Annotated in this window: 18 protein-coding genes; 8 read left to right on the top strand and 10 right to left on the bottom strand. The window is 67.9% G+C overall.

From position 1 onward, the window contains the following. Positions 1-137 precede the first annotated feature (137 nt). Complete coding sequence (locus ACZLIB_RS17660; protein WP_049422915.1) at positions 138-989, top strand: alpha/beta hydrolase; 852 nt, start codon at positions 138-140, stop codon at positions 987-989. Between the two features lie 84 nt (positions 990-1,073). Further along, positions 1,074-2,012, top strand: a complete 939-nt coding sequence (locus tag ACZLIB_RS17655) for an alpha/beta hydrolase (RefSeq protein WP_478468275.1) — start codon at positions 1,074-1,076, stop codon at positions 2,010-2,012. 107 nt (positions 2,013-2,119) lie between these two features. Here ACZLIB_RS17655 and ACZLIB_RS17650 read toward each other — a convergent pair whose 3' ends face one another. Next, a complete protein-coding gene (locus ACZLIB_RS17650) occupies positions 2,120-2,545 on the bottom strand; it encodes a response regulator (protein ID WP_049400506.1) in 426 nt (141 codons plus the stop codon). Between the two features lie 94 nt (positions 2,546-2,639). Then, positions 2,640-3,407 carry a CPBP family glutamic-type intramembrane protease gene (locus ACZLIB_RS17645; protein ID WP_478468273.1) on the bottom strand — a complete coding sequence of 256 codons (768 nt, stop codon included), beginning with the start codon at positions 3,405-3,407 and terminating at the stop codon, positions 2,640-2,642. Between the two features lie 149 nt (positions 3,408-3,556). Here ACZLIB_RS17645 and ACZLIB_RS17640 point away from each other — a divergent pair, with 149 nt between their 5' ends. Further along, a complete protein-coding gene (locus ACZLIB_RS17640) occupies positions 3,557-3,865 on the top strand; it encodes a TFIIB-type zinc ribbon-containing protein (protein WP_132810656.1) in 309 nt (102 codons plus the stop codon). A 146-nt stretch (positions 3,866-4,011) separates the two neighbouring features. Here ACZLIB_RS17640 and ACZLIB_RS17635 read toward each other — a convergent pair whose 3' ends face one another. The 6 genes from ACZLIB_RS17635 to ACZLIB_RS17610 all read right to left on the bottom strand — a co-directional run bounded on the left by ACZLIB_RS17635 (position 4,012) and on the right by ACZLIB_RS17610 (position 11,019). After that, the gene (locus tag ACZLIB_RS17635; RefSeq protein WP_478468272.1) at positions 4,012-4,524 is read right to left on the bottom strand and encodes an N-acetyltransferase family protein; all 513 of its coding nucleotides are present in this window, start codon (positions 4,522-4,524) and stop codon (positions 4,012-4,014) included. 81 nt (positions 4,525-4,605) lie between these two features. Next, positions 4,606-5,616 carry a copper resistance protein B gene (locus tag ACZLIB_RS17630; protein WP_132810654.1) on the bottom strand — a complete coding sequence of 337 codons (1,011 nt, stop codon included), beginning with the start codon at positions 5,614-5,616 and terminating at the stop codon, positions 4,606-4,608. Continuing rightward, positions 5,613-7,424, bottom strand: coding sequence for a copper resistance system multicopper oxidase (locus ACZLIB_RS17625; protein ID WP_107431695.1), 1,812 nt, complete (start codon positions 7,422-7,424; stop codon positions 5,613-5,615). Before ACZLIB_RS17625 ends, ACZLIB_RS17630 begins: the two co-directional genes overlap by 4 nt. Before the next feature lie 75 nt (positions 7,425-7,499). Then, positions 7,500-7,883 carry a CopL family metal-binding regulatory protein gene (locus ACZLIB_RS17620; protein WP_049400501.1) on the bottom strand — a complete coding sequence of 128 codons (384 nt, stop codon included), beginning with the start codon at positions 7,881-7,883 and terminating at the stop codon, positions 7,500-7,502. Between the two features lie 232 nt (positions 7,884-8,115). Then, positions 8,116-9,921: a DNA helicase RecQ gene (gene recQ / locus ACZLIB_RS17615; RefSeq protein ID WP_478468270.1), complete on the bottom strand. Its 1,806-nt coding sequence runs from the start codon at positions 9,919-9,921 to the stop codon at positions 8,116-8,118. A 549-nt stretch (positions 9,922-10,470) separates the two neighbouring features. After that, positions 10,471-11,019, bottom strand: a complete 549-nt coding sequence (locus ACZLIB_RS17610; RefSeq protein ID WP_006439098.1) for a Dps family protein — start codon at positions 11,017-11,019, stop codon at positions 10,471-10,473. Between the two features lie 86 nt (positions 11,020-11,105). On the opposite strand from ACZLIB_RS17610, the gene hrpA reads away from it, so the two are divergent. Beyond that, a complete protein-coding gene (gene hrpA / locus ACZLIB_RS17605) occupies positions 11,106-15,188 on the top strand; it encodes an ATP-dependent RNA helicase HrpA (RefSeq protein WP_478468269.1) in 4,083 nt (1,360 codons plus the stop codon). Positions 15,189-15,241: 53 nt separating this feature from the next. Here hrpA and ACZLIB_RS17600 read toward each other — a convergent pair whose 3' ends face one another. Continuing rightward, positions 15,242-15,778, bottom strand: coding sequence for a hypothetical protein (locus ACZLIB_RS17600; protein WP_032130197.1), 537 nt, complete (start codon positions 15,776-15,778; stop codon positions 15,242-15,244). A gap of 130 nt (positions 15,779-15,908) precedes the next feature. On the opposite strand from ACZLIB_RS17600, the gene ACZLIB_RS17595 reads away from it, so the two are divergent. Then, positions 15,909-18,065, top strand: coding sequence for a RelA/SpoT family protein (locus ACZLIB_RS17595; RefSeq protein ID WP_032130198.1), 2,157 nt, complete (start codon positions 15,909-15,911; stop codon positions 18,063-18,065). Positions 18,066-18,095: 30 nt separating this feature from the next. Then, on the top strand, positions 18,096-19,661 hold the full coding sequence (locus ACZLIB_RS17590) for a coiled-coil domain-containing protein (protein WP_478468267.1): 1,566 nt from the start codon (positions 18,096-18,098) through the stop codon (positions 19,659-19,661). Here the strand turns inward: ACZLIB_RS17590 and ACZLIB_RS17585 are convergent. Then, positions 19,658-21,757, bottom strand: a complete 2,100-nt coding sequence (locus ACZLIB_RS17585) for a glycosyltransferase (RefSeq protein ID WP_049400496.1) — start codon at positions 21,755-21,757, stop codon at positions 19,658-19,660. The genes ACZLIB_RS17590 and ACZLIB_RS17585 overlap by 4 nt on opposite strands. 96 nt (positions 21,758-21,853) lie before the next feature. Between ACZLIB_RS17585 and mrcB the strand changes: the two genes are divergently transcribed. Next, positions 21,854-24,292 carry a penicillin-binding protein 1B gene (mrcB, locus tag ACZLIB_RS17580; RefSeq protein ID WP_478468265.1) on the top strand — a complete coding sequence of 813 codons (2,439 nt, stop codon included), beginning with the start codon at positions 21,854-21,856 and terminating at the stop codon, positions 24,290-24,292. Beyond that, positions 24,289-24,828, top strand: coding sequence for a hypothetical protein (locus ACZLIB_RS17575; protein WP_080355139.1), 540 nt, complete (start codon positions 24,289-24,291; stop codon positions 24,826-24,828). Before mrcB ends, ACZLIB_RS17575 begins: the two co-directional genes overlap by 4 nt. The last annotated feature ends 524 nt before the right edge of the window (positions 24,829-25,352 follow it).

Below are 25,352 nucleotides of genomic sequence, written 5' to 3'. Positions count from 1 at the left end.
TAGCAAACGCGATTGCAGTCATTTCCCGATACAGTTCAAGCATCGCGCAGCGCCGTAGCATACGTGCAGGCTTGCCGAATCGGCCGACGCCTTGGCCTTGGCGTTATGCTCGGCACTTTCCCAGGATGGGCCGCTCCATGCGCTTGATCGTGCTGTCGCTGTTGTTGTCCGCTGTCTCCGCCGCGCCGTTGATGGCCGCCGAGCCGGCACCGTCCGCACAGGCCGCCGCCGCAACCCCGCTGGTCATCGGCGAGACCTTCACCATTGAATCGAAGGCGCTGGGCGAAACCCGCCGCATCAATGTCTACCGCCCGCAGCCGTGGGGCCTGGACCCGAAGGCGGCGTTGCCGGTGCTGTACATGGCCGATGGCGGCATCGGCGAGGACTTCCTGCATGTGGCCGGGCTGGTGCAGGTGCTGAGCGGCAACGGCAGCATGCGTCCGTTCCTGCTGGTAGGCATCGAGAACACCGAACGCCGCCGCGACATGACGGGCCCCAGCAGCGACCCACAAGACCAGAAGATCGCGCCCCGCATCGGCGGTTCAGCGGCCTACCGCAGCTTCCTGCGCGATGAACTGATGCCGCAGGTGCGCCAACGCTACCCGACCACCGACGAGCGCGCGCTGATCGGTGAATCGCTGGCCGGCTTGTTCGTGGTCGAGACGTTGCTGCAGGAGCCGACACTGTTCAACAGCTACATCGCGCTGGACCCCAGCCTGTGGTGGAACCGGGGCACGATGTTGGCCGCTGCGGCCAAGCAGTTGCCGGCGGTGACGCGTGCGCAGCCGCGCGTGTTCCTGGCCAGCAGTGGGCAGCCGGAGCTGGCTGCGTCCGCCGCGCAGTTGGCCACGCTGCTGCAGCAGGCGTCGCCGTCGCCGCTGGTGAAGTACCTGCCGCTGCCGGAGGAAACCCACGCGACGATCTACCACCCGGCCGCATTGCAGGCGCTGCGCACGCTGTTCCCGGCGCCGCCGCCGGCCTCGCCCTGACCGCGCGTGGCGCGGCGCCGCGCGACGTGTGAGGATGCGGTAGCGGCGCCACCCGGGTGCGTCGCCCGCAACGGGAGAGTGTGGATGCAGCGTGTGCGTGGATGGAGTGTGGCGGCCTGCCTGGCCGTGAGTGGTTGTGCGATGTCGGTGGCGCAACCGGCAACCCAGAATGAAGCGAAGGAAAGCGCGGCCACCGCCGCGCCGGGCGTGGTGCTGCCGGATACCGAGGCGCTGCGCGTGCACGATCCGGTCGGCCGCGATTACCCGATCTGGGTGGCGTTGCCGGCCGACTACGCCGCACATCCGGAAAAGCACTATCCGGTGCTGTACGTGACCGATGCGCTGTACAGCTTCCCGCTGGTGCGCAGCGTGCGCAATCTGGTGGGGCAGCAGGGCGTCAACATCGAGAATTTCATCCTGGTCGGTTTGCCGCCGCAGGAAGGCCTGACTTCAAAGCAGAGCCGCTCGCGCGACTACACGCCCAGCAATCCGGCGCGCACGGTCGGTGGCTATTACAGTGATGACGTCACCTACGGCGGTGCGGCACATTACCGCGATTTCCTGGCCGCACAGGTGCTGCCGATGGTCGATGCGCGTTATCGCACCGATCCCGCCCGGCGCATGTTCGCTGGTCATTCCTATGGCGCGCTGTTCGGTGCCTATGTGCTGACCACACAACCGGACATGTTCAGCACCTACATCCTGTCCAGTCCTTCGCTGTGGTTCGACCAGCTTCTGCTGCCGCGCATGCAGGATGGCGCTGTGGTTCCGGCTCAGCCTACGCGCGTGCTGCTGTCGGTGGGTAGCTACGAGACGGACAAGCCAGGGCCACGCTATTCCACCGGCAACGACATGCTGAGGCAGACCGCGGACTTCACTGCCCAGCTGAAGCGCACGGGGCGCAAGTTGAAGGTGGACAACGTGGTGATTGACGGCGAGGACCATCTCACGGTCTACCCGCGGGTGATCACTCGCGCACTGCTGGAGGTGATGCCGGGTGAAGGGCCGTACACCGGCGGTTGATGGGGGGCTGCATCCACGCATGGCGTGGATCTACCGGTGGTGTTGACGTGGATCCATGCCGAAGAGAAACGGAATCAGTAGATCCACGCCAGGCGTGGATGATTGCCTCAGGCCGCGCTGGCCTGCGGCGGCGGTATCAGCGTGGCATCCGCTGCGTGCCGGAAGCACAGCCGGATGGCATCGAGCAGCTCGCTCATGCTGTACGGCTTGGGCAGGAAGTGGATGCCGGCGCGCAGCTGCGGCAGCACGCGGTGCTGGTCCATGCCGGAGGTGACCAGGATCGGCAGCTGTGGCAGGTGCTCACGCACGCGGTTGGCGGTTTCGATGCCGCTGATGCCGCCCAGGCAGACGTCGGTGAACAGCAGGTCGAACGGTTCGCCGGCGTTGAGCAGGCCCAGTGCGGCCTCGGCGCTGCTGACAGCGGTGACCTGGCAGGCCTGGCTTTCCAGGGCGAGGCGACTGAGTTCCTGGGTTTCCTCGGCGTCCTCGATCAGCAGGACGCGCGGTTCCACAAAGCGCTTGGACAGCAACATGACGCGGCAACTCCGGACAACAGGGGGAGCGAAAGGCGCGCAAGTATGCGCAAGCCGGTAGTGAGCCCGGCGTGCACGGCAAGCTAAGTGGGCGTTACAGCCGCCCGCGCCGCTGGCGGCGCACGTGCCAGGCCAGCACCAGCACCGCCAGCAGGGCGGTGCCGATGCGCAGGCTGGTGGCCTGCCAGCCGAGCGCGACGGCGTCATCAAGGCTGAACACATTCCAGGCCAGGTTCATCGAAACGTGCAGGACCAGGCCGCACCACAGGGTGTCACCGTCGAGGTGGTCGAGCCAGGCGAAGATGAAGCCGCCGAGGGCGATCACCGCGCCGACGAACAGCGCGATGCCGCCGCCGTCGAACCCACCGAAGCCCAGCCAGTGCACCATGCCGAACAGCAGCGCCTGCGGCAGCGCGAGCAGCGGCCACGGACCACGCACGATCTTCACCAGCAGCACGAAGCCCAGGCCGCGGAACAGCACTTCCTCGGCCAGTGGGAACAGCACGGCCAGCATGGTGGCGTCCAGCGCGGTCAGCGCGGTGTTCGGGGTGCCGAGCATCGCCAGGCCCAGCCAGCACGGCAGGCTGGCCAGCAACACCCACATCGGGCCGCCCCAACCATTCCCGCGCAGCCCGACGCTGCCCAGCAGGCCCATGCCACGGGGCCGCAGCAGCGTGGCCAGCAGTAGTGCCACCAGCACCGCCAGCGCGTTGTCCAGCAGGCTGCCGCCGTAGGGTATGGGCAGGGCGGGAATCGGAGTCCCTGCGGCCGCAGCGATATCGCGCAGATTCAGGCCCAGGCCAACGCCCAGCAGGACCAGCAGCAGGCGCGCGGCGGTGGGCAGGCGGGACAACGCGGTCATGTACGCACTCCCTGCGGAACAGGGGGCCAGTGTGTGCGACTGCCGCCGCATCGGCACGCGTCGGAAGTCCCTGTGCCATCGGTCATGCGTTGCCGCACAGTCATCACCGCACAGGTACAGTCGATGCAGGACCGACAGGAGCAATGCCGATGCTGTGCCCCGTGTGCAAGACCCAGACCCTGCAGATGGCCGAACGCCATGGCATCGAGATCGACTATTGCCCCGGCTGCCGGGGCGTGTGGCTGGATCGTGGTGAACTGGACAAGATCATCGAGCGTGCCGGTGCCGGTGCGGCCGTGCCGCCGCCCGCGCCTGTACAGCAGCATCCGGCATCCTCTCCGCCGCCGGTGATGCACCGTGATACCCGCCACTTGGGCCAGCGCTACGAGGACAATCGGGGCCACGGATACAAGAAAAAGAAGAAGGACAGCTTCCTGTCGGAGCTGTTCGATTTCTGAGGCGCTGTAGAGTCGAGCTTGCTCGACTGGCTCTTGTTACCAATAGTCGAGCAAGCTCGACTCTACGGATCAGGTGCAGTCGAGCAAGCTCGACTCTACGGATCAGGTGCAGTCGAGCATGGCTCGACTCCACATGGGGCGCGAGATCACGGCCGCCGCAGGATGAACTCGCGGTCGTGGGTGTCGCCGACGATGAAGTCGTACTCGCCAACCTTGCTGCAGCCGTAACGCGCATAGAAGCGCTGTGCGCCGAAATTCTCTTCCCACACGCCCACCCACAGGGTGCGGCGCTGCGGCTGGTCCAGCCAGGCCATGAACGCGTCCATCATGCGTGCACCATGGCCGCCGTTCTGGTGTGCGGCCAGGATGTAGAGCCGCTTCAGTTCGATGTCGCCGTCGCGTGCATCCGTGTGCGGCAGGGTGTTGGCACCGGCGGCCAGATAGCCGACCACGGCGTCACCGTCCATCAACAGCCAGATGGCACTGCGTGGATCGGACAGTTCGATGCGCTGTGGCTCGCTGCTGTAGTGCGCCTGCAGGAAATCGTGCAGCTCCTGCGGCGGATAGGAATCGCCCCAGGTTTCGTTGTAGGTGGCAATCGCGATGGCCGACAACGCGTCGACGTCGGCAAGGGTGGCGCGGCGGATCTGCAACGACATGGCGGTGCCTGCATTGGAACGTGGCGCAGTGTAGCCGGCCCCGGCGGCTGCCGGGGCTGGCCATTGCTCACGATCTGCTGCTCAGAACCACATGCGCACGCCAGCCACCCAGCGCGTGTCGCGCGCGTGGTCACCGGCATAGTCGGCGGTGTCACCAAACGTGCGTTCGTGGCTGATGCCGATGTAGGGCGCGAAGCGGCGGCTGAACTCATAGCGCAGTCGCAGCCCGGCTTCGACCTTGTTCAGGCCACGGCCGATGCCGTACTCCTTCTCGTCCTTGGCCGCGACGGTGGCTTCCAGCAGCGGCTGCAGGATCAGGCGGTTGGTCAGCAGCACGTCGTACTCGACTTCGGCCTTGGCCAGCACCTGGCCGCCGGAGCCCATGTACAGCGTGGCCGAGCTCTCGAACTTGTACGGCGCCAGGCCCTGGATGCCGACCGCCGCCCACGTGCGCGAGTCGGCCGGGCGGAAGTCCTGGCGCACGCCGACCAGCACGTCCCACCACGGCGACACGCTGCGGCCATACAGTGCTTCCAGTGACGACGATTCGGTGCGGCCACGGCTGCGTTCGCCATCGGTGCGCAGCCACAGGCGGTTGATGTTGCCGCCGATCCAGCCAGTGGCCTCCCAGGCCTGGCCATTGCTGCTCTTGCCATCCCAATGTTCCAGACGGTCGATCAGCAGCAGGCTGTTGATCTCCGGCGCATGCTCCATCGCACCGTGGGCGATGGGCGGGAAGGCCGCGGCGCGGTCGGCATCGGTCGGCACCGGGATGGGTTCGCGCGGTTCGGTCGGTGCAGGCGATCCGTGGTCCATCGCGGCGTGGTCCATCGTGGAATGGTCCATCGTCGCCGGCTGCCTCGCACCATGGTCCATCTTCGAGTGATCCATGGCTGAGTGGTCCATCGCGCCCGAATCCATCTTCGAATGATCCATCTTCGAATGATCGACCGGTTCGACCGGTGCCTTCACGGTCTTCGCGGGCGGATCCATCGCGGCCATGTCGTGACCAGCATGCGACTGCGCGAACACGGGCAATGCAGCGGCCAGGCCCAGGGCCAGCAGGCTGGGGGAAAGCAGTGAGCGGCTCATTCTTCGATCCTCACTTCGCGCATCATGCCCGCTTCCATGTGGTACAGCAGATGGCAGTGGTAGGCCCAGCGGCCGAGTGCATCGGCGCGCACGCGATAGCTGCGGCGGGTGCCCGGCGGCATGTCGATGGTGTGCTTGCGCAGCTGGAACTCGCCCTGTGCGTTTTCCAGATCGCTCCACACGCCGTGCAGATGGATCGGGTGCTGCATCATGGTGTCGTTGACCAGCACGATGCGCATGCGCTCGCCGTAGTTCAGCCGCAGTGGTTCGGCGCTGGCGAATGGGATGCCATCGAACGACCAGGAGAACTTCTCCATGTGTCCGGTCAGGTGCAGCTCGATCTCGCGGTTCGGCTCGCGGCCATCCGGGTCTTCGAACAGGCTGCGCATCGCACCGTAGGTCAGCACCTGGCGGCCGTTGTCGCGCAGGCCGATGCCGGGGTCGTCCAGCTTCGGTTCGGAGGCCGAGCTCTGCATGTCCACCAGCGGGTTGTTGCGTTCGCTGGCGGGGTGCTTCGGTGCCTTGCTGGCGGCATCGCCGCCGCCGTGCGCGCCGTGGCCCATGCTGGCGCCGCAGCCACCTTCCATGCTTTTCATCGCGGCCATGTCGTGACCGCCGTGGCCACCACTGCCCATGTCGTGACCCATGTCGCTCATCGTCAGCAACGGGCGTGGGTCGCGCGCGGGAATCGGTGCCTGCAGGCCATGGCGAACCGCCAGTGTTCCGGCGGCGTAGCCGGTGCGGCCCATGTCCTGGCAGAAGATGGTGAAGGCGTCCTGGCCGCTCGGTTCGACGATCACATCGTAGGTTTCGGCCGGGGCGATGCGGAACTCATCGATGCTCACCGGGTGGATGTACTGGCCGTCGGCAGCGACCACGGTCATCTTCAGGCCAGGAATGCGTACGTCGAAGTAGGTCATCGACCCGCCATTGATGAAACGCAGCAGCACCTTCTCGCCGCTGCGGAACAGGCCGGTCCAGTTGCCGGCCGGGGCGGTGCCGTTCATCAGGTAGGTATAGGTGTGCGCGTTGATATCGGAGATATCGGTGGGCGTCATCCGCATCCGGCCCCACATGCCACGGTCGGACAGCGCCGCCGACCAGCCGTCGCGTTTCGCGTCGCGCAGGAAGTCGGGCAGGGTGCGCTTGTAGTAGTTGTCGTGCTCGGCCAGCTTCTTCATGCGGCGGAACAGCGCGCCCGGGTCCATGTCGGTCCAGTCCGACAGCATGATCACGTGCTCGCGGTCGTGGTGGTACGGCGCCGGTTCGGCCGGGTCGATGATCAGCGCGCCGTACAGACCAGCCTGCTCCTGGAACATGGAGTGGCTGTGGTACCAGTAGGTGCCCGACTGCTTCAGCTCGAAGTGGTAGTGGTAGGTCTCACCAGGGCCGATGCCGTTGAAGCTCAGGCCGGGCACGCCGTCCATGTTGGCGGGCAGCAGGATGCCGTGCCAGTGGATCGAGGTCGGGTGGCGTTCCAGCGTGTTGCGCACGAACAGGTCGACGGTCTGGCCTTCGCGCCAGCGCAGGATCGGTGCCGGCAGCGAGCCGTTGACGGTGATCGCCGGGCGGGTGCGGCCGGTGAAATTGGCGAGCGATTCGCCGATGGCCAGTTCGATGCGGGTGTCGCTGAGCACGGCGGGGGCGCCGGCCAGCCGTGGGGCGGCCGTGGCGGCGGCGAGCGCGCGCTGCGGCACGCCGACAGCGGCGATGCCGGCAACCACGCCGCCGGCGGCCAGGCCCTGCACGAACAGGCGGCGCGACGGCATGGGCACAGCGCCCGGACCGGGGGGAATGCGGGTATTCATGGTGGTGACTCCAGACACGTAAAGACGCCGGCAGGCGGCCGGCTGCGGTGCGCAGGGCGCACGGTGCGTGTGGAATCAGCCGATGGGAGGACGCGAGATCGGCGGCAGCGGCGGCGCCGGGCGGCCATTAGCCGGCATCGGCTGCGGGGCCAGCGACAATGCCGGGCCGGCCATGACCGGCAACGGCAGCACTACCAGCAGCGGGTGCTGGGCACAGCTGCGCACGCAGTCCTTGATCTGGCAATGAGCGTCATGGGCGGGGGCCTTGGCCTGCGGAGCCTCGTCGGCCTGCATGCCGGCGTGGTGGTGGCAGTCGGCGGTGCCGCCGTCAACAGCAGTGGCTACGGCGTGCGCCATCCGGCCCATTTCCTCGTGACCACTGGCCATGGCCGCGTTCAGCCCGTTGAGCAACAGGCTGAGCATGAGCACGACACGGAGCAGGGTCGAGGCCAGGGACATGACGCTAATCTAGCTGCAAGCGGGCGCGGATGCACTTCCGGCTGAATGGCCGGTTCAAGGTTGGAGCTGCACCAATGTATGTAGAGCCGAGCCCATGCTCGGCTGTCGTCCCCGCAGAAGCAGCCGAGCGTGGGCTCGGCTCTACAAGGGCAGCAGCGTAGGAGTAGCGCCGGGTCATGCCGAGCGAGCGCGAAGCGCGGCCGATCCACGGGCCGCCGGGCATGGCCCGCCGCTACCCTTCTTCGCGCACGATCTCGACCAGGCGCGGGCCGTAGCGGCTCAGCTTGGTGCCGCCGATGCCGCCGACCCGGGCCAGTTCGTCCAGGCTCGTCGGGCGCTGTTCGGCGATGTTGCGCAGGGTGCTGTCGTGGAAGATCACGAAAGCCGGCACGTTCTGTTCGCGGGCCAGTTCGGCACGCAGGCCGCGCAGCGCGTTGAACAGCGCCAGATCCTGCGGCAGCACCGACAGGCCGGTGCGCTGCGCGCTGCGCTCGCGCCCGCTGGTGCTGCTGGCCGGGTCGCGGCGCATGCTGATCTGGCGACGGCCGGTCAGCACGTCGCGGCTTGCATCGGTCAGGCGCAGGCCACCGTGGCCCTCGCTGTCCACTTCCAGCAGGCTGGCGGCGACCAGCTGGCGGAACACGCTGCGCCAGGTGCGCGCGTCGAGGTCGCGGCCGATCGCGTAGGTGCTGAGCTTGTCGTGGCCCTGCTGCTTGACCTTTTCATTCTCGCTGCCGCGCAGGACATCGATCAGGTGGCCGACGCCGAAACGCTGGCCACTGCGGTAGACGCAGCTCAGCGCCTTCTGCGCCGGAATGGTCGCGTCCCAAGAGGCGGGCGGGGTCAGGCAGTTGTCGCAGTTGCCGCAGGGCTGGGGATAGGTCTCGCCGAAACCGGCCAGCAGCACCTGGCGACGGCACTGCATCGACTCGCAGTAGCCCAGCAGGTGGTCCAGCTTGGACCGCTCCAGCTGCTTGCGCTCTTCGCCGGCTTCGGACTGCTCGATCATCTGCTTGAGCAGCACCACTTCGCCCAGGCCGTAGCACAGCCAGGCCTCGGCGGCCTCGCCATCGCGGCCGGCGCGACCGGTTTCCTGGTAGTAGCCTTCCATCGACTTGGGCAGGTCGGTATGCGCGACGAAACGCACGTCCGGCTTGTCGATGCCCATGCCGAAGGCAATGGTGGCGCACATCACGATGCCATCCTCACGCAGGAAGCGGCGCTGGTTGCTGGCGCGTACTTCCGGTGGCAGGCCGGCATGGTAGGGCAGGGCGTTGAAGCCCTGGCCGCAGAGGAATTCGGCGGTCTCTTCGACCTTGCGCCGCGACATGCAGTAGACGATGCCGGCCTCGCCGCGGTGGCCGCGCAGGAAATCGGTCAGTTGCTTGCGGGCGTTGTCCTTCTGCACCACGGTATAGCGGATGTTGGGGCGGTCGAAGGAGCTGACGAAGTGGCGTGCTTCCTGCAGATCGAGGCGCTCGGCGATCTCGCGCTGGGTCGGCGGATCGGCGGTGGCGGTGAGCGCGATCCGCGGGATCTGTGGCCAGCGCTCGTGCAGCACGGTCAGCTGGCGGTATTCCGGGCGGAAATCATGGCCCCACTGCGACACGCAGTGTGCTTCGTCGATGGCAAACAGGGCGATGCGGCTGCGCGACAGCAGCGACAGGAAGCGGCCGGTCAGCAGGCGCTCGGGGGCGACATAGAGCATGTCCAGCTCGCCCGCGAGCAGTTCGCGCTCGACGCGGCCGGCGGTCTCGGCGTCCAGGGTCGAGTTCAGGTACTCGGCACGCACGCCGAGCTGGCGCAGGGCTTCGACCTGGTCCTGCATCAGCGCGATCAGCGGCGAGATGACGATGCCACAACCGTCACGCAGCAGGGCCGGCACCTGGTAGCAGAGCGACTTGCCGCCGCCGGTGGGCATCAGCACCAGGGCATCGTGACCGGCAGCCACATGCTCCACGATGTCCTGCTGGGGACCACGGAAATCGTCGTAACCAAAGACGCGTTGGAGCAGGTCGTGCGCGGGACGGGAAGCCATCCGGCTAGTTTACCCCGGCGGGGGTGTCTCGGCAGGGCTGCGCCCTGCACCTGCAGAAGCCTTCAAGCCAGAGCAACGTCAAAGGCAACAGCCGGCTCTGGGGTGATCCGTGGGTTGGCGGGGCGGTGTCGGATTGCGGGGACGCCGCAAGTACGTCCCTGTAGGCTTGGCAGCCGCATCCATGCGGCTGACACCCCGCAATCCGACACCGCCCCGCCCTCGACAGGTTCACGCGGCTGTTGGTAGGTGTCGACCTTGGTCGACACATCTGTCAGATATCGAATGAATTCATCCGTGTCGACCAAGGTCGACACCTACCAGAGCGGACGCTGTCCCGGCAGATCGCGAAAAACTGTCGAAGGCGGGGTGGGTCCGGTGGCAGGGGTGTCCGCGGCATGGATGCCGCGGCCAAGCCCCCATGGACGGGTTTACGGCGTCCCCTGCCACCGGACCCACCCCGCCTACCCACAGGAAACCAGCTTTTGACGTTGATGTTGACGTTGATTCGGCGGGTGCAGGGCTGCAAGCCCTGCCGACCCCCCTCAATCCTTACTGCAGCAGCGAGCGCAGCATCCAGGCGTACTTCTCGTGGGTCTGCAGGCGCTGGGTCATCAGATCCTCGGTCGGGGCGTCGTCACCCTTGGCCGCCACGTCCAGCACTTCACGTGCCGTACGGCAGACCGCTTCGTTGGCGACCACCAACTGGCGTACCATTTCACGCCAGTCCGCACTGTCGGTCAGGCCCGGTTCCTCGGCGATCGAGGTCAGCGCAGCGAATTCCCGGTAGGAGCCCGGGGCATTGAAGCCCAGCGCGCGGATGCGCTCGGCCACGTCGTCCAGTGCCGCCCACTGCTCGGTGTACTGCGTCTCGAACATGGTGTGCAGCGAGTTGAACATCGACCCGGTCACGTTCCAGTGGAAGTTGTGCGTCTTCAGGTAGAGCGTGAACGCATCGGCCTGGAAGCGCGACAGACCGTCGGCGATCTTCTTGCGGTCGCCCTGGGTGATCCCGATATCGATGTTCGGCGCCGACGGTGCCGCCGCTGCAAGCTTCTGCTTGCCGGTCTTGGCCTTGGTCGTGCTCTTGGTCTTCGCCATGGGGTTCCTCCTTGTGGAATCGTTGGCCTTCACAATAAACCGGTCGTGATGACTGGTCGCTTTCAAAGTTTTGAACGAACCGATTGATGAACTCTATCGATAAAAATCCATCGCCCCGCCTGCGCCAACAGCGCGCCGCCATCGACGGCGCCATGAGCCGCGACCGGGGCCGTTTGCTGGGGATGCTCTCGCGTTGCCAGGCCAAGCCACAGGATGCGGCACTGGCCGCCACTTTCGAGCAGGCCTTGCAGGCGTCGGTGCAGCGCCGGATGACACGGGCGCAGCAGCAGCCGTCCATTACTCTGGACCCGCAGCTGCCGATTGCGCGTGAAGCCGACGCCATCATCGGGCTGATCCGCGACCACCAGGTCGTGGTGATCGCTGGTGAAACCGGCTCGGGCAAGACCACCCAGCTGCCGAAACTGTGCCTGGCTGCGGGGCGTGGCCAGGCCGGCATGATCGGCTGCACCCAGCCGCGACGGATTGCCGCACGTGCGGTGGCCAGCCGCGTGGCGCAGGAACTGCAGAGCGAACTGGGCCAGCTGGTCGGCTACCAGGTGCGCTTCAACGACAAGGTCAGCGAAGACAGCCGCATCAAGTTCATGACCGACGGCATCCTGCTGGCGGAAATCGCCAGTGACCGCTGGTTGTCGAACTACGACACGATCATCGTCGACGAGGCGCACGAACGCAGCCTCAACATCGACTTCCTGCTGGGCTACCTGAAGCAGCTGCTGCGCAAGCGCCCGGACCTGAAGCTGATCGTCACTTCGGCCACCATCGACACGGAACGCTTCGCCCAGCATTTCGACAATGCGCCGGTGATCAGTGTCGAAGGCCGCACCTACCCGGTGGAAGTGCGCTACCGCGCGCTGGAAGGCGAGGGCGAAGACCAGGGCGAACGTACCGTCAATGACGCCATCGTGTCGGCCATCGACGAAATCACCCGTCTGGATGCGCGCGGCGACGTGCTGATCTTCCTGCCGGGCGAACGCGAGATCCGCGATGCGCACCAGTCGCTGGAACGCCGCAAGTACCGCAATACCGAGGTGCTGCCGCTGTACGCGCGCCTGTCCAACCAGGACCAGGACCGGGTGTTCAACCCCGGACCGAACCGGCGCATCGTGCTGGCCACCAACGTGGCGGAAACCTCGCTGACGGTGCCGCGCATCCGCTACGTGGTCGATCCGGGCTTTGCCCGCGTCAAGCGCTACAGCCCGCGCAACAAGCTGGACCGCCTGCACATCGAGCCGATCTCGCAGGCCAGCGCCAACCAGCGCAAGGGCCGCTGCGGCCGTATCGCCGAGGGCATCTGCTACCGCCTGTATGCCGAGGCCGATTTCCAGGCGCGGCCCGAGTTCACCGATCCGGAAATCCGCCGCTCCAGCCTGGCCGGGGTGATCCTGCGCATGCTGCAGCTGGGCCTGGGCCGCATCGAAGAGTTCCCGTTCCTGGAAGCGCCGGACGAGCGTGCGGTGGCCGATGGCTGGCAGCAGCTGACCGAACTGGGCGCGATCGACGCCGAGCGGCGCATGACCACCATCGGCAAGCAGATGGCACGCCTGCCGGTGGACGTGAAGCTGGCGCGCATGCTGGTGGCCGCGCAGGCTGCCGGCTGCCTGCGGCCGATGTTGGTGATCGCCTCGTTCCTGGGCATCCAGGACCCGCGCGAGCGCCCGCCCGAAGCGCGTGGCGCGGCCGACAGCGCGCATGCGCAGTTCGCCGATGGGCGGTCCGAATTCGTCGGCGTGCTGCGTCTGTGGGATGCCTATCGGCAGGCCCACGAAGACCTGACCCAGTCCAAGCTGCGTGACTGGTGCGGCCGCCACTTCCTTGGCTTCCTGCGCATGCGCGAGTGGCGCGAGCTGCATCGCCAACTGCGCCTGCTGTGCGAGGAACTGGGCTGGAAGGAAGAAGCCAACGAGGCCTCGATGGCACCGCTGCTGGCCGGCAGCAGCGCACCGGCCCCGGCGCGTGATGATGCCGCCGCAGTGAAAGCCACCCGAGGCCAGCTGCACCGTGCCGCGCGCCTGGCCCGCGAAGGCAAGGCCGAGGCCGTACCGGCGCCGGTAGCCGTGCGTGCGCAGAAGGAACAGGCGCCGGTGGGCGGCGGTTTCAGCGAGCGCGTGCGTGCCGCTGCGTACCAGACCCTGCATCGGGCGCTGGTGGCGGGCCTGCCGACGCAGATCGGCCACCGCACCGAGAAGGGCGATTTCCAGGCGCCGCGCCAGCGTCGCTTCCTGCCGTTCCCGGGTTCGGCGCTGTCCAAGCGGCCGCCGCCGTGGCTGCTGGTGGCCAACCTGCTGGATACGCAGAAGGTGTGGGGCATGACCCTGGCGGCGATCGAGCCGGACTGGGTGATCGCCGAACTGCCGCACCTGCTGCTGCGCAAGCACTTCGATCCGCACTGGTCGCGCGCGCAGGGCCAGGTGCTGGCCTCCGAGCAGATCAGCCTGTTCGGCCTGGTGCTGGCGCCGAAGAAGCCGGTGCACTACGGTCGCATCGCGCCGGGCGAAGCGCACGACATCTTCGTGCGCCAGGCACTGGTGACCGGCGAGATCAACACCCGCGCCAGCTTCGTGGCGGACAACCAGAAAGTGCTGGAGGTCGCCCGCGAAGAAGAAGCCAAGCTGCGCCGCGCCGGCATTGTCGCCGACGAGGACTGGCAGGCGCGCTGGTACCTGGACCGGGTGCCGCCGCAGATCCATTCGGCCGCGGGGCTGGATACCTGGTGGAAGGGGCTGGCGCCGGAACAGCGCAAGACCCTGCACTGGTCGCTGGTCGAACTGTTGCCGGGTGAGGGCAGCGAACAGGAGCGCTATCCGAAGTACCTGCCGCTGGGCCAGGCGCGCCTGCCACTGCATTACCGCTTCGAGCCGGGAGCCGACGACGACGGCGTCACCCTGGACGTGCCGCTGCATCTGCTCAACGCGCTGGACCCGGTGCAACTGGGCTGGCTGGCGCCGGGTTTCGTCGCCGACAAGGCCTCGGCACTGATCCGCAGCCTGCCCAAGGCGATGCGCCGCAACTACGTGCCGGCACCGGACTTCGGCCGCGCGTTCTACGAGGCGTTCCCGCAGCCCAGCGCCGATGCCATTACCGGCGAACTGGCGCGCTTCCTGTCACGTGCGACCGGCGCAACGGTGACCGCGCTCGATTTCGAGCCTGGTTCGATCGAACCGCACCTGCACATGAACCTGCGGCTGCGCGACGAGCAGGGCAAGGTGCTGGCGACCTCGCGCGATCTGGACGCACTGCGCGCGAAATTCGGTGGTCGTGCCGGCGATGCGTTCGCTGCACGCGCCGGGCGCGAGATGGCCGCCGATGGCCTGCGTACGTTCCCGGCCACGCCGATTCCTCTGCAGGTACCCGGTGAAGCGGGCGTGCCGGCCTATCCGGCGTTGCTGGACGAGGGCGACAACGTGGCGCTGCGCATCTTCGCCGATCGCCAGCAGGCGCTGGAGGCCCATCCGCTGGGCGTGCGCCGGCTGCTGGAGATTGCCCTGGCCGAGAAGGTGAAGCAGGCGCGCAAGCAGCTGCCGGTTGGTGCCAAGACCGGCCTGTTGTATGCGGCGATCGAGTCGCAGGAGCGCCTGCGTGGTGACCTGGTCGATGCGGCGATGAACGCGGTGCTGGCCGAGGGCCTGGAAGACATCCGCGATGCGGCAGCCTTCGAGCAGCGTCGTGAGCACGCGGCCAAGGCGCTGTTTGGCGAGGCCATGTCGCGGCTGAAGCTGGCCGAAACCATCCTGGCGCTGGTGGCGGAACTGAAGCCGATGCTGGAAGCACCGTTGATGGGCTGGGCGCGCGGCAATCTGGACGACATGGAAGCGCAGCTGGTCGGGCTGATCCATCCCGGCTTCCTGCGCGATACGCCGGCTGACGCGCTGGCACAGTACCCGCGCTATCTGAAGGCGATGATCCTGCGCACAGAGCGCGCCAAGCGTGATCCGCCACGTGACCAGGCACGCATGCTGGAACTGCACCCGTTCCTGGAAGCGCTGGACGTGGGTGAGCAGCAGGGACTGCGCGAGCGCCCGCAATGGCAGGCGCTGCGCTGGGATCTGGAAGAGCTGCGGGTGTCACTGTTCGCGCAGGAGCTGGGTGCGCGCACCGGCATCTCGGCGAAGAAGCTGGCGCAGCGGGTGACTGCATTGCGCCAGGCGTGACGTCGTTGCTGCAGAGCCGAGCCCACGCTCGGCTCTGCAGCAACGTCACGGCGTTACTTGGTTCGGCGCACCTTCGGCTGGGTGTTCACGCCGTCGACCTTCAGGTACCACACGCCCATCACACCGGGCTTGATGCTGACGGCGGGGGACTGCTTGCGCACACCGGCCAGGGTGCTTGCATCGGTCTGCTCCCATTCCTGGCCGTTGTCCAGCACGTAGACGCGGCCTTTGCCGAAGCCGCGGAACTCGCCCTGCAGCACGCCGGTGATCGGCTCGCTGCTGCCGAAATCGAAGAAGCCGCGATTCTTCACGATCACTTCCTGACGGCCTTCCTCGCGCGCCGTTTCCCGTACGGCCGCAACCGCCTGGGTGGTGGCCGCTTCGACCTTGCCCTGCAGCCAGCGGTTCAGCGTGGCCAGTTCCTGCGCGTTGAGCTTGTCCAGGCCGGCCGCCTTGAACTCGGCCGGTGACATCTGCTGCTGCAGGTCACCCTCCACCACGCGCTGGGCCAGCGCAGGCGCCGACAGGGACAGCAACAGTGCGGCACAGGCCAGCAGCCGTAGGCGGAAACGCGGGACGATCGAGGACATGTCGGGACTCTCCTGGGTTTGCCCGCGAGTGTAGCGGCATGTCTTCATGCCGGGTGATGGTGGCCGCGGTGATTGTCCCTGAACGGCGCCGGCGCTAGTGTAGGGGCCTCTGTCTTGCCTGCTCGATGCTGTGAACCGCGCTTCCGTCCCCGGCCTGGATGCCTTGTTGAACCGCCCCTCGGCAGCCGTGCTGCCTGCTCCGCTGCGCCAGGCCCTGCGCGGGCACTGGGAAGCGCCGGACTGCGACCATCAGATGCGCGCCAGCTGGTCGGTGCTGGGCGACACCCTCGACGCACTGGCGATGCTCTCGGCCGACGAAGGCGCGGTGGTCGCGGCCCTGCTGTTCGATCTGCCCGGCCTGCGCGCCAGCCTGGAGCAACTGCCGCTGGGCAACCACAAGGCCGCAGTGATCGGCCTGCTGGATGGCCAGGATGCGGCCGACCCGGTCTGGGCACTGCATGCCGGACGTGAGGCCGGGCGCAACAGCGAGGGCCTGCGCCGCCTGCTGCTGGCGATCATCCGTGACCTGCGCGTGGTGCCCATCCTGCTGGCGCGGCAGCTGGCGCGCATGCGCGCGGCCGACAAGCTGGACGACGAGCAACGCCGCGCGCTGGCGCAGCTGACCCGCGACATCCATGCGCCGTTGGCCAACCGTCTGGGCATCTGGCAGCTGAAGTGGGAGTTGGAGGACCTGGCGTTCCGCCACCTGGAACCGGAGACCTACCGGCGCATTGCGCGGGAGGTGGACGAAACCCGCATCGCCCGCGAGCGTTACGTCGAGAACGTCAAGAAGGTGCTGTCGCGCGAACTGGTCGCGCAGGGCATCAAGGCCGAGGTCAGTGGCCGCCCGAAGCACATCTACAGCATCTGGCGGAAGATGCAGAAGAAGCGGCTGGCGTTCGACCAGCTGTACGACATCCGTGCGGTGCGCGTCATGGTCGACGATGTCGCCGCCTGCTACGCCGCGCTGGGCGTGGTGCATGCACTGTGGGCGCCGGTGCCCAGCGAGTTCGACGACTACATCGCCCGGCCCAAGGCCAACGACTATCGCTCGCTGCATACCGCCGTGGTCGGCCCGGAAGGGCGCACCATCGAAGTGCAGATCCGTACCCACGAGATGCATTCGCAGGCCGAGCTGGGCGTGGCCGCGCACTGGAAGTACAAGGAAGGCGGCAAGGGCGCGGAGAAGTCCTTCGACCGCAAGATCACCTGGATGCGCCAGCTGCTGGAGCAGGCGCAGGACGGGCAGGGCAATGAACTGGCCGGGGCGCTCGATGCCGAGCTGACCGAGGACCGGGTCTATGCACTGAGCCCGAAGGACGAGGTGCTGGACCTGCCGCAGGGCGCCACGCCGCTCGATTTCGCCTACCAGGTGCACACGATGGTGGGCCACCGCTGCCGTGGTGCGAAGGTCAATGGCCGTATCGTGCCGCTGACCTACCGCCTGCGCAGCGGCGATCGCGTCGAGATCCTGACCGGCAAGGAGGCCGATCCGCGCCGCGACTGGCTGATGCCGGCCAACGGCTTCCTGGCCAGCAACCGCTCGCGCGAAAAAGTACGCAGCTGGTTCCACAAGCTGGACCGCGCGCGCAACGTGCAGGCCGGGCGCGAACTGCTCGAGCGCGAGCTGAAGCGTCTGGGCCTGCAGCATTCTGATCTGGCGGTGGCGGCGAAGAAGTTCCATGCCGACAGCGTTGACGACCTCTACATCCAGGTGGCGCTGGGTGACACCGGCCCGAACCAGGTCAGTCGTACCCTGCTGGAAGCCGAACGTGCAGCGAGCCAGCCGGCGCCTGCGCCAGCCCTGCCGCGGCCGACCGCGCGCCGCGAGAACCTGGGCAAGTCCAAGTTCACCGTGCAGGGCGTGGGCAACCTGCTGGTGCAGCTGGCGCGTTGCTGCCAGCCAGTGGCCGGTGAACCGATCGTCGGCTACCTGACCCGTAGCCGGGGTGTCACCGTGCATCGTGCAGACTGTGCCGCGCTGGCCCGGCTGGCAGCCACCAGCCCGCAGCGCATCCTGCCGGTGGAGTGGGGCCAGGCCGGTGGCGGCTACGAAGTGGACGTGGTGGTCACTGCGGTCGACCGCCGCTGGCTGCTGAAGGACATCACCAACCTGATCGCCCAGGAAGACGCCTACGTGCTCGACATCCACAGTGACAACGTGCGCAACAGTGGCCGTGCCCACCTGCGCCTGCGCCTGAAGGTGAGCGACTACGGCCAGCTGTCGACCCTGCTGGGCAAGCTGGATGCGCTGCCCGGCGTGAGCGAGGCGCGTCGCCTCGGCTGAGCTTCACGCTGCCCCGGCTACCCTGCACGCATGGAACGCGAGCCTCCGCATCGCCCGCATGGCGCTGAACATCCTGCGCTGGACCGCGTCCGCCGCGAAGGCCGTTGGTGGTGGCTGCAGGCACGTCACGCGCGCCGGGTGTGGCGCTGGGCGCTGGTCGCGGCGCTGGCGGTGTTCGTGCTGCTGGTGCTGCTGCGCAAGCCGCTGGCCGACTGGTTCTGGGATGAGCCTCAGATTGAACAGTTGCTGGCCGAAGGCGATCGCGCACTGGCGGCCGGGCGGCTGAGTGCCGCCGATGGCAGTGGTGCGCGTGAGCGCTACCAGGCCGTGCTGGCGCTGGATGGTGATCGTCCGCAGGCCCGTGAGGGGCTGGCCCGTACCGGCGCCGCGGCCCTGCAGCAGGCCAGCGAAAAACTGCAGGCCAACGACCTCGAAGGCAGCGCGCAGGCGCTGGCACTGGCCCGGGAACTGCAGGTGCCGCAGGGCGATGCGGACGCCGTGGCACGCCAGCTGCAGGCCCGGCGCAGCGCAGGCGCCGGCATCGGTGCACTGCTGGCGCAGGCGCGCAACGCCTTTGCAGCGGGCCGGCTGGACGACGGTGACAGCAGCGCGCTGCCCCTGTTCCAGCGCATCCTGGTACTGCAGCCGGACAATCTGCCGGCGCTGGAAGGTCGCGAGGACGCACTGAGCGATCTGCTGCAGCAGGCCCGCATCCTGGCCGGGCGCGGCGAGCTGGCCGAGGCAGCCGAGATGCTGCAGCGTGCGCGCCAGTTCGATGCCGGCCACGCCGATCTGCCCGCCAGCCAGGAAGCATTGGCACAGGCCGTCGACCAGCGCCTGCGCCAGGCCCAGCGCGCCTTGCAGCGTCGGCAGCTGGAATCCGCAGCGAAGGGATTCCTCGCCGTGCTGGCAGTGGCGGTTGATGATTCCAGTGCCCAGCGCGGCCGCGAACAGACCTTGCAGGCGGTGCTGGCACGCAGCCAGAAGCAGGCCGACGATTTCCAGTTCGAAGCGGCGCAGGCCGATGCCGCACTGGCAGCGGAACTGGGTGCTTCGCCGGCGGCGCAACAGCAGCTCGCGCAACGCCTGCAGCGCGCCCAACAGGCGCAGAAGGCGCTGCAGCAGCCGGCGGTCAGCAACACGCAGCGCGAGCGCCAACTGCGCGACCACCTGCGCAGGATCGAGCGCGCCGAACGTGCCGGGCAATGGATCAGCCCCCCCGGGCACAGTGCGTTCGACGCGTTGCGCGAAGCGCAGTCACTGGCGCCACGCGATGCACGGGTGAAGGCTGCCGCAGCGCGGCTGCTGCCCGCCAGTCGCCGCTGCTTCGACGACAACCTGCGGCAGAATCGCGTGCAGGCCGCAGGTGCCTGCCTGCAGGCGTGGCAGACCCTGTCGCCGACCGCGGCCGGGCTTCCCTCGGCACGCCTGCGCCTGGCCCAGCGCTGGCTGGCGATCGGCAGCGAACGGCTCGGCAACGGCGATCTGGCTTTCGCGGCACACGCCGCCGAACAGGCCCGGTTGCTGCAACCGGACCTGGCCGAGCTGCCGGCGTTCGAAGACCGCCTGCGCCGCGCCGGCGGTCGCCCGGATTAGGTGAAGAACACCCGCTGCACGGTCGCGCGGGCAGCGTCGAGGGAGAAGTGCTCTGCGATGTTGGCCAGGCCGGCGTCGGACAACTGCTGCCACAGCTGCGGATCCTGGTACAGGCGGACCACCGCATCGGCGAAGCCCGCCGCATCATCCGCCACCAGCACGTCCTGGCCCGGGTGCAGGTGCATTCCTTCCACGGCGCAGGTGGTACCTACCACCGGCTGGCCATGGGCCATGCTCAGGTTGATCTTGCCCTTCACGCCGGCGCCGAAACGCAGCGGCGCGATGGAAATGCGTGCGCCGTCCATGTAGGGCGTGATGTCCTCGACGAAACCGTGCATCTGCACGCCGGGCTGGCGTGCGGCCAATGCCAGCAGCGATTCCGGTGTGGCGGCACCGATGCAGTGCAGGCGTACCTCGGGCAGGCGGGCGCGGATGCCGGCAAAGACTTCGCCGATGAACCACTCCATGGCATCCAGGTTCGGCGGATGGCGGAAGCCGCCGACAAACACCAGATCATGGCGCTGTTCGAACGGCTTGCCCGCGCCGGCGACGTCGTGCAGGTTGGAGATCAGCTCCACCTGCACGGAAGGGGCGTCGGCCTGCAGCTGCTCGCGCTCGGCGGCACTGACCAGCACGGTGACGTCGCACTGCTCCATCACCGCCAGCTCGCTGGCGCGGGTGCGCTCGGCGGCGCGCAGCAACCCGGCATCACCGGCGACTTCGGCACCACGACGTTCGCGCAGGTAGTGCAGGTCCACGGTGTCGAACACGGTGCGGGCCTGCGGCGCATAGCGCTTCAGCAGCGGCAGGCACTCGTGGGCGACATGGTGGCGGACCAGCAGCGCCACGTGGAAACGCGCACCGTGCGTTCGCAGCCAGCTGGCGACGCCATCGAGGAACGGCGCATACCAGACTTCCACGCCCATCCGCTGCAGTGCTTCGGTGGCGGCACCGCCATGTTCGCGGCGGGTGGGAACAAACACCACATGAGCGCCGCCCTGCAGCAGCAGGCGGATCAGGTTCACCTGGCGCAGTGACGCCGAATCGCGATCCGGCTGGGGTACTTCCTCGTCCAGGATCAACACCTGGCGTCGGCCACGCAGCAGCAGCGCGGGTGACGGCACTTCGCCCACCGCCGGATGGCGGGCCAGCTCGGTGGCCCAGCGGGCGGCGAAGATGGCCTGGTTGCGCACCTGGTAGGCCTTCACACCGCTGCCGGTATCGGTGCCGTTGCTGGTGCCTTCATCGTGGATCACCCGGCTGGCTGGTTGCACCAGCACACGCAGGCCCTGGGCGCGAACGCGGAAGGCCAGGTCGGTGTCCTCGTAGTACGCCGGCTTGTAACGGGTATCGAAGCCGCCCAGCTGCTGCCAGAGGGCGCGCGGCAGCATCAGCGCCGCGCCGGAGCAGTAGTCGACGTCGCGCAGGCTGGCAAAGCGTGGGTCGTCCGCCGCCTCGAAACGGCCGTAGCTCCAGCCGCTGCCGTTGGCGAAGATCACACCCCCTGATTCCTGCAGGCGGCCATCCGGGTACAGCAGCTGGCTGCCGACCAGGCCGGCGTCGGGTGTGCTGGCGAACGTGTCCAGCAGGGCATCCAGCCAGCCCGGCTGCGGCACCGTATCGTTGTTGAGCAGCACCACATAGCGGCCGCGTGCGCGCGACACGCCATCGTTGCAGGCCTCGATGAAGCCGCCGTTGTGCTCGCGCACCTCATAGCGCAGTCCGGCGACCTGCGGCATCCACTGCACGGTGGCGTCGCTGCTGCCGTCATCCACGACCAGGATCTCGCACGCCGCCAGCGGCGGATGTGCCGCCAGGGCGCGCAGGCAGGCCAGGGTATGGCCGACGTGGTTGTAGACCGGGATGACGATACTCACTTCCGGCGTTTCGCTGAACGGCACCGTGAAGGGGGCGAAATCCTGTGCCGGCGGCAGGAACAGCGGCGTTCGCGGCGCGGGAACGGCGCGCTGGGTATGCACGCGGATGCGCTGCCAGGTCGCCCGCCACCCACGGGTACGCAGGCTGGCCAGGCTCCGGCGGGCCAGGCCCGTGAGGCGGTTGATCAGGTATCGGATCTCGGCCAGGGACATCGCCATCCGGTTGCAACTCCAGCTTAAGCAGGGGAACCCGGGAGAATTCGCCAGCCGCAGCGGCTGGGGTAGACTCGCCAGACCCTACATTCTCGCATTCCCGTGCCCCGACGCTACGATTCCGACGACATCGACGATTTCGACGACGACGACCAGCAGGACAACGGCCCGCTGTGGCGGCGCCGGCTGATCACCTGGAGCATGGCTGCGGTCGCGTTGGGATTGGGGTTCCTCATTCCCTATACGCTGTACCTGAACCAGCAGGTGACCCAGCGTTTCGGCGAGCTGCGCTGGCAGATCCCGACGCGCGTCTACGCGCGCCCGCTGGTGCTCACCCCCGGCAAGGCGATGGATGCGTCCACGCTGAAGACCGAGCTGGCCGCCTCCGCCTACCGCGATGACGGCCAGGGCAAGGAGCCGGCCACCTATGCGGTGAACGGCGGGCGCTTCGTCATCTCCAGCCGCGGCTACAACGACGTCGATGGCCGGGTTGCCCCGCGCCGGCTCGAGCTGTCGCTGGCCGATGGTGCGGTCGCCTCGCTGCGCGACGCCGACAACCGCAAGGCCTTGAAGGCCGCGCGGTTGGACCCGGCCCGCATCGCCACCCTGTACGGCCAGAAGCAGGAAGAACGCCGCCTGATCCGCATGGACGAGGCGCCGGACCTGCTGGTGACCGGCCTGCAGGCGGTGGAGGACAAGGACTTCAACCGCCACCACGGCATCGACCTGTCCGGCATCGCCCGTGCGGTGTGGGTGACCATCCGCTCCGGTGGCCAGAGCCGCCAGGGCGCCTCTACGCTGACCCAGCAGCTGGCCCGCAGCGGCCTGCTCGGCATCGGCAAGGAGCAGACGGTTACCCGCAAATTCAACGAAGTGCTCTACGCGCTGATCATGGAAGCGCGCTACGACAAGCGCACCATCTTCGAGGCCTACCTCAACCAGGTGTACCTGGGCCAGCGTGGCAGCCAGGCCATCCATGGCATGTCCTCTGGCGCCGAGTTCTGGTTCGGTCGCGACCTGCAGTCGCTGGAGACCGAGCAGATCGCGCTGCTGATCGGCCTGGTCAAGGGCCCGTCCTTCTACGACCCGCGGCGCAATCCGGAACGCGCGCTGGATCGCCGCAACTTCGTGCTGGGCAAACTGCACGAAGCCACGCTGATCGATGACGCCGAGTACCAGCGTGCGTTGAAGGCCCCGCTGGGCGTGCCCAAGACGCCGGGCCTGGTTGCCGCCAACCGCTTCCCCGCCTATGTCGATCTGGTCCGCCGCCAACTGGGTCACGACTATCCGGAATCTGCCCTGCAGGGCGCCGGCCTGAGCGTGATGACCGGCATGTCGCCGTCCGCGCAGGCCTATGCCGAAGGCGCGGTGACCCGCACCATCAAGTCGCTGGAGAGCAAGCGTCGCCCCGAACTGCAGGCCGGCATGGTGCTGACCGACGTGCACAACGGTGACGTGCTGGCGGTAATCGGCAGCCGTGAAGTGTCCGAAGTCGGCTTCAACCGCGCCATCGAGGCACAGCGCCCGGTCGGCTCGTTGCTGAAGCCGTTCGTGTACCTGCTCGCGTTGGCGCAGCCGGACCGCTACTCGCTGGCCAGCTGGGTCGACGATTCACCGGTGACCGTCCAGCTCGGCCGCGGCCGCAACTGGAATCCCGGCAATGCCGACAACCGCAGCCACGGCACCGTGCGCCTGATCGACGCGCTGGCGCATTCCTACAACCAGGCCACGGTGCGCGTGGGCATGCAGGTCGGCCCCGAGCGCGTGACCCAGCTGATCCACGTGCTGGCCGGCATCAAGGCCGAGGCGAATCCGGCGGTGATTCTCGGTTCGACCGACCAGAGCCCGTACGCGATGGCCCAGCTGTACCAGTTCCTCGCGTCCGGTGGCGAAATCCAGCCGCTGCATGCGGTGCGTGGCGTGCTCGATCCGCAGGGCAAGCTGCTCAAGCGTTACGACAAGACCCCGGCACCGGCCCAGGAAGGCGACTCGATTGCCGCCAACCTGATCAGTGTCGGCCTGCAGCAGGTGGTTGCCAGCGGCACCGCGCAGCGGCTCAACGCCGATGGCCTCGGCCGCCTGCAGCCGGCCGGCAAGACCGGTACCACCAACGATGGCCGTGACAGTTGGTACGCCGGTTACACCGGCGATCATCTGGCGGTGATCTGGATCGGCAACGACCAGAACGAGCAGGCCGGCCTGTACGGTGCCACCGGCGCGATGCGGGTCTGGTCGGGCATCTTCCAGCGCCTGCCGAGTGCGCCGCTGCGGGTCAGCAACAAGGGCCTGGACTGGCAGTCGGTGGCGCCGACCGGACTCAACAGCACGGATGAAGGCTGTCCGGGCGCGCGTCGTTTCCCGTTCGTGGTGGGCTACGCGCCGGCCTATGCACCGTGTGCGCCGGCGGTGTCGCCGGACGGGCAGGGTGCCGAAGGCGAGGGCGGTGGCTGGCGTAGCTGGTTCGGCCTGGAACGCAAGCCTGAGCCGCCTGCTGAACCTGCTGCGGCGCCCGCCGCCGCCACTCCTCCCCCGAGCCGATGATGCCGATGAACATGCGATCCCTGCTGCAGCCCCTGGCCCTGACCGGCCTCAGCCTGGCCCTGGCCGCCTGCGTCAGCAGCGCACCGCCGGTGGCCAAGCCGCCGGTTGATACCACCACGCCGGCACAGCGCCTGGCTGCGGTGGATGCGGCCGCAGGTCCGGACGACAAGGAGCTGTCGGTGCAGCCGCTGCGTGATTCGCAGGTGGAAGACCTGCGGGTGACCGCACAGACGCAGCGCCAGGCCAACGACCTGGCCGGTGCCGCCAGCAGCCTGGACCACGCGCTGGAAATCGTGGCCGGTGACCCGGCGGTGCTGCAGGAGCGTGCCGAGCTGGCGCTGTTGCAGGGCCAATGGGCACAGGCTGAGACGTTCGCGCGCAAGGCGGTGGATCTGGGCTCGAAGACCGGGCCGCTGTGCCGCCGGCACTGGGCGACGATCGAGCAGTCGCGTCTGGCGCGCGGCGAGAAGGAGAACGCGGTGTCCGCGCATGCGCAGCTGGAAGGCTGCACGGTGCCGGGGATCAAGCGGTACTGAGGTATTCCACTCCATCGGGCGCTGCCCCCTCTGCGGCGCGCGCGCACTGATGGATGCGGGTGATGGGCCGGGTGGGTGGGGCGTGCAGGACACGCCGTAAACCCATCCCTGGGGGCTCGATGGCGCCATCCATGGCGCCAACGGTCCTGCACGCCCCACCCACCCGGCCCGCCATACATCGCGCGGGCCGCAGGCAAGAACAAAATCAAAATCAAAAGCGGGTCGCACGCTGCGCGCACTCGCGGTAATTCATCGTTTTTCCCCGTTCCCTCCACCGCTTTTGACATCCCAGTCGAGCAAGCTCGACGTTACGAAGCGCGTGCCTCCGTCACCGGGAAACTGTCGAAGGCAGGGGACTGTGGGTTTGCGGGGTGTCCGCGGCATGGATGCCGCGGCCAAGCCCCCAGGGACGGGTTTACGGCGTCCCCGCAAACCCACAGTCCCCTGCCAGCCCTCGGTGCAACCCAGAGCCATGACCGCCGTTGCCGTTGCTGGTGCTCTGGCTCCGGCTTGAAACGGGTGCC

The organism is Stenotrophomonas sp. 220_Sma, assembly GCF_056487375.1.
Note: the sequence above shows the minus strand (reverse complement) of the source record. Positions and strands in the feature narration are given on the sequence as shown.

Bases quoted from the DNA above. Each gene is read 5' to 3' on its own strand.
- ACZLIB_RS17660 (WP_049422915.1), top strand. From the start codon at position 138: ATGCGCTTGATCGTGCTGTCGCTGTTGTTGTCCGCTGTCTCCGCCGCG.
- ACZLIB_RS17655 (WP_478468275.1), top strand. From the start codon at position 1,074: ATGCAGCGTGTGCGTGGATGGAGTGTGGCGGCCTGCCTGGCCGTGAGT.
- ACZLIB_RS17650 (WP_049400506.1), bottom strand. From the start codon at position 2,545: ATGTTGCTGTCCAAGCGCTTTGTGGAACCGCGCGTCCTGCTGATCGAG.
- ACZLIB_RS17645 (WP_478468273.1), bottom strand. From the start codon at position 3,407: ATGACCGCGTTGTCCCGCCTGCCCACCGCCGCGCGCCTGCTGCTGGTC.
- ACZLIB_RS17640 (WP_132810656.1), top strand. From the start codon at position 3,557: ATGCTGTGCCCCGTGTGCAAGACCCAGACCCTGCAGATGGCCGAACGC.
- ACZLIB_RS17635 (WP_478468272.1), bottom strand. From the start codon at position 4,524: ATGTCGTTGCAGATCCGCCGCGCCACCCTTGCCGACGTCGACGCGTTG.
- ACZLIB_RS17630 (WP_132810654.1), bottom strand. From the start codon at position 5,616: ATGAGCCGCTCACTGCTTTCCCCCAGCCTGCTGGCCCTGGGCCTGGCC.
- ACZLIB_RS17625 (WP_107431695.1), bottom strand. From the start codon at position 7,424: ATGAATACCCGCATTCCCCCCGGTCCGGGCGCTGTGCCCATGCCGTCG.
- ACZLIB_RS17620 (WP_049400501.1), bottom strand. From the start codon at position 7,883: ATGTCCCTGGCCTCGACCCTGCTCCGTGTCGTGCTCATGCTCAGCCTG.
- recQ (WP_478468270.1), bottom strand. From the start codon at position 9,921: ATGGCTTCCCGTCCCGCGCACGACCTGCTCCAACGCGTCTTTGGTTAC.
- ACZLIB_RS17610 (WP_006439098.1), bottom strand. From the start codon at position 11,019: ATGGCGAAGACCAAGAGCACGACCAAGGCCAAGACCGGCAAGCAGAAG.
- hrpA (WP_478468269.1), top strand. From the start codon at position 11,106: ATGAACTCTATCGATAAAAATCCATCGCCCCGCCTGCGCCAACAGCGC.
- ACZLIB_RS17600 (WP_032130197.1), bottom strand. From the start codon at position 15,778: ATGTCCTCGATCGTCCCGCGTTTCCGCCTACGGCTGCTGGCCTGTGCC.
- ACZLIB_RS17590 (WP_478468267.1), top strand. From the start codon at position 18,096: ATGGAACGCGAGCCTCCGCATCGCCCGCATGGCGCTGAACATCCTGCG.
- ACZLIB_RS17585 (WP_049400496.1), bottom strand. From the start codon at position 21,757: ATGGCGATGTCCCTGGCCGAGATCCGATACCTGATCAACCGCCTCACG.
- ACZLIB_RS17575 (WP_080355139.1), top strand. From the start codon at position 24,289: ATGATGCCGATGAACATGCGATCCCTGCTGCAGCCCCTGGCCCTGACC.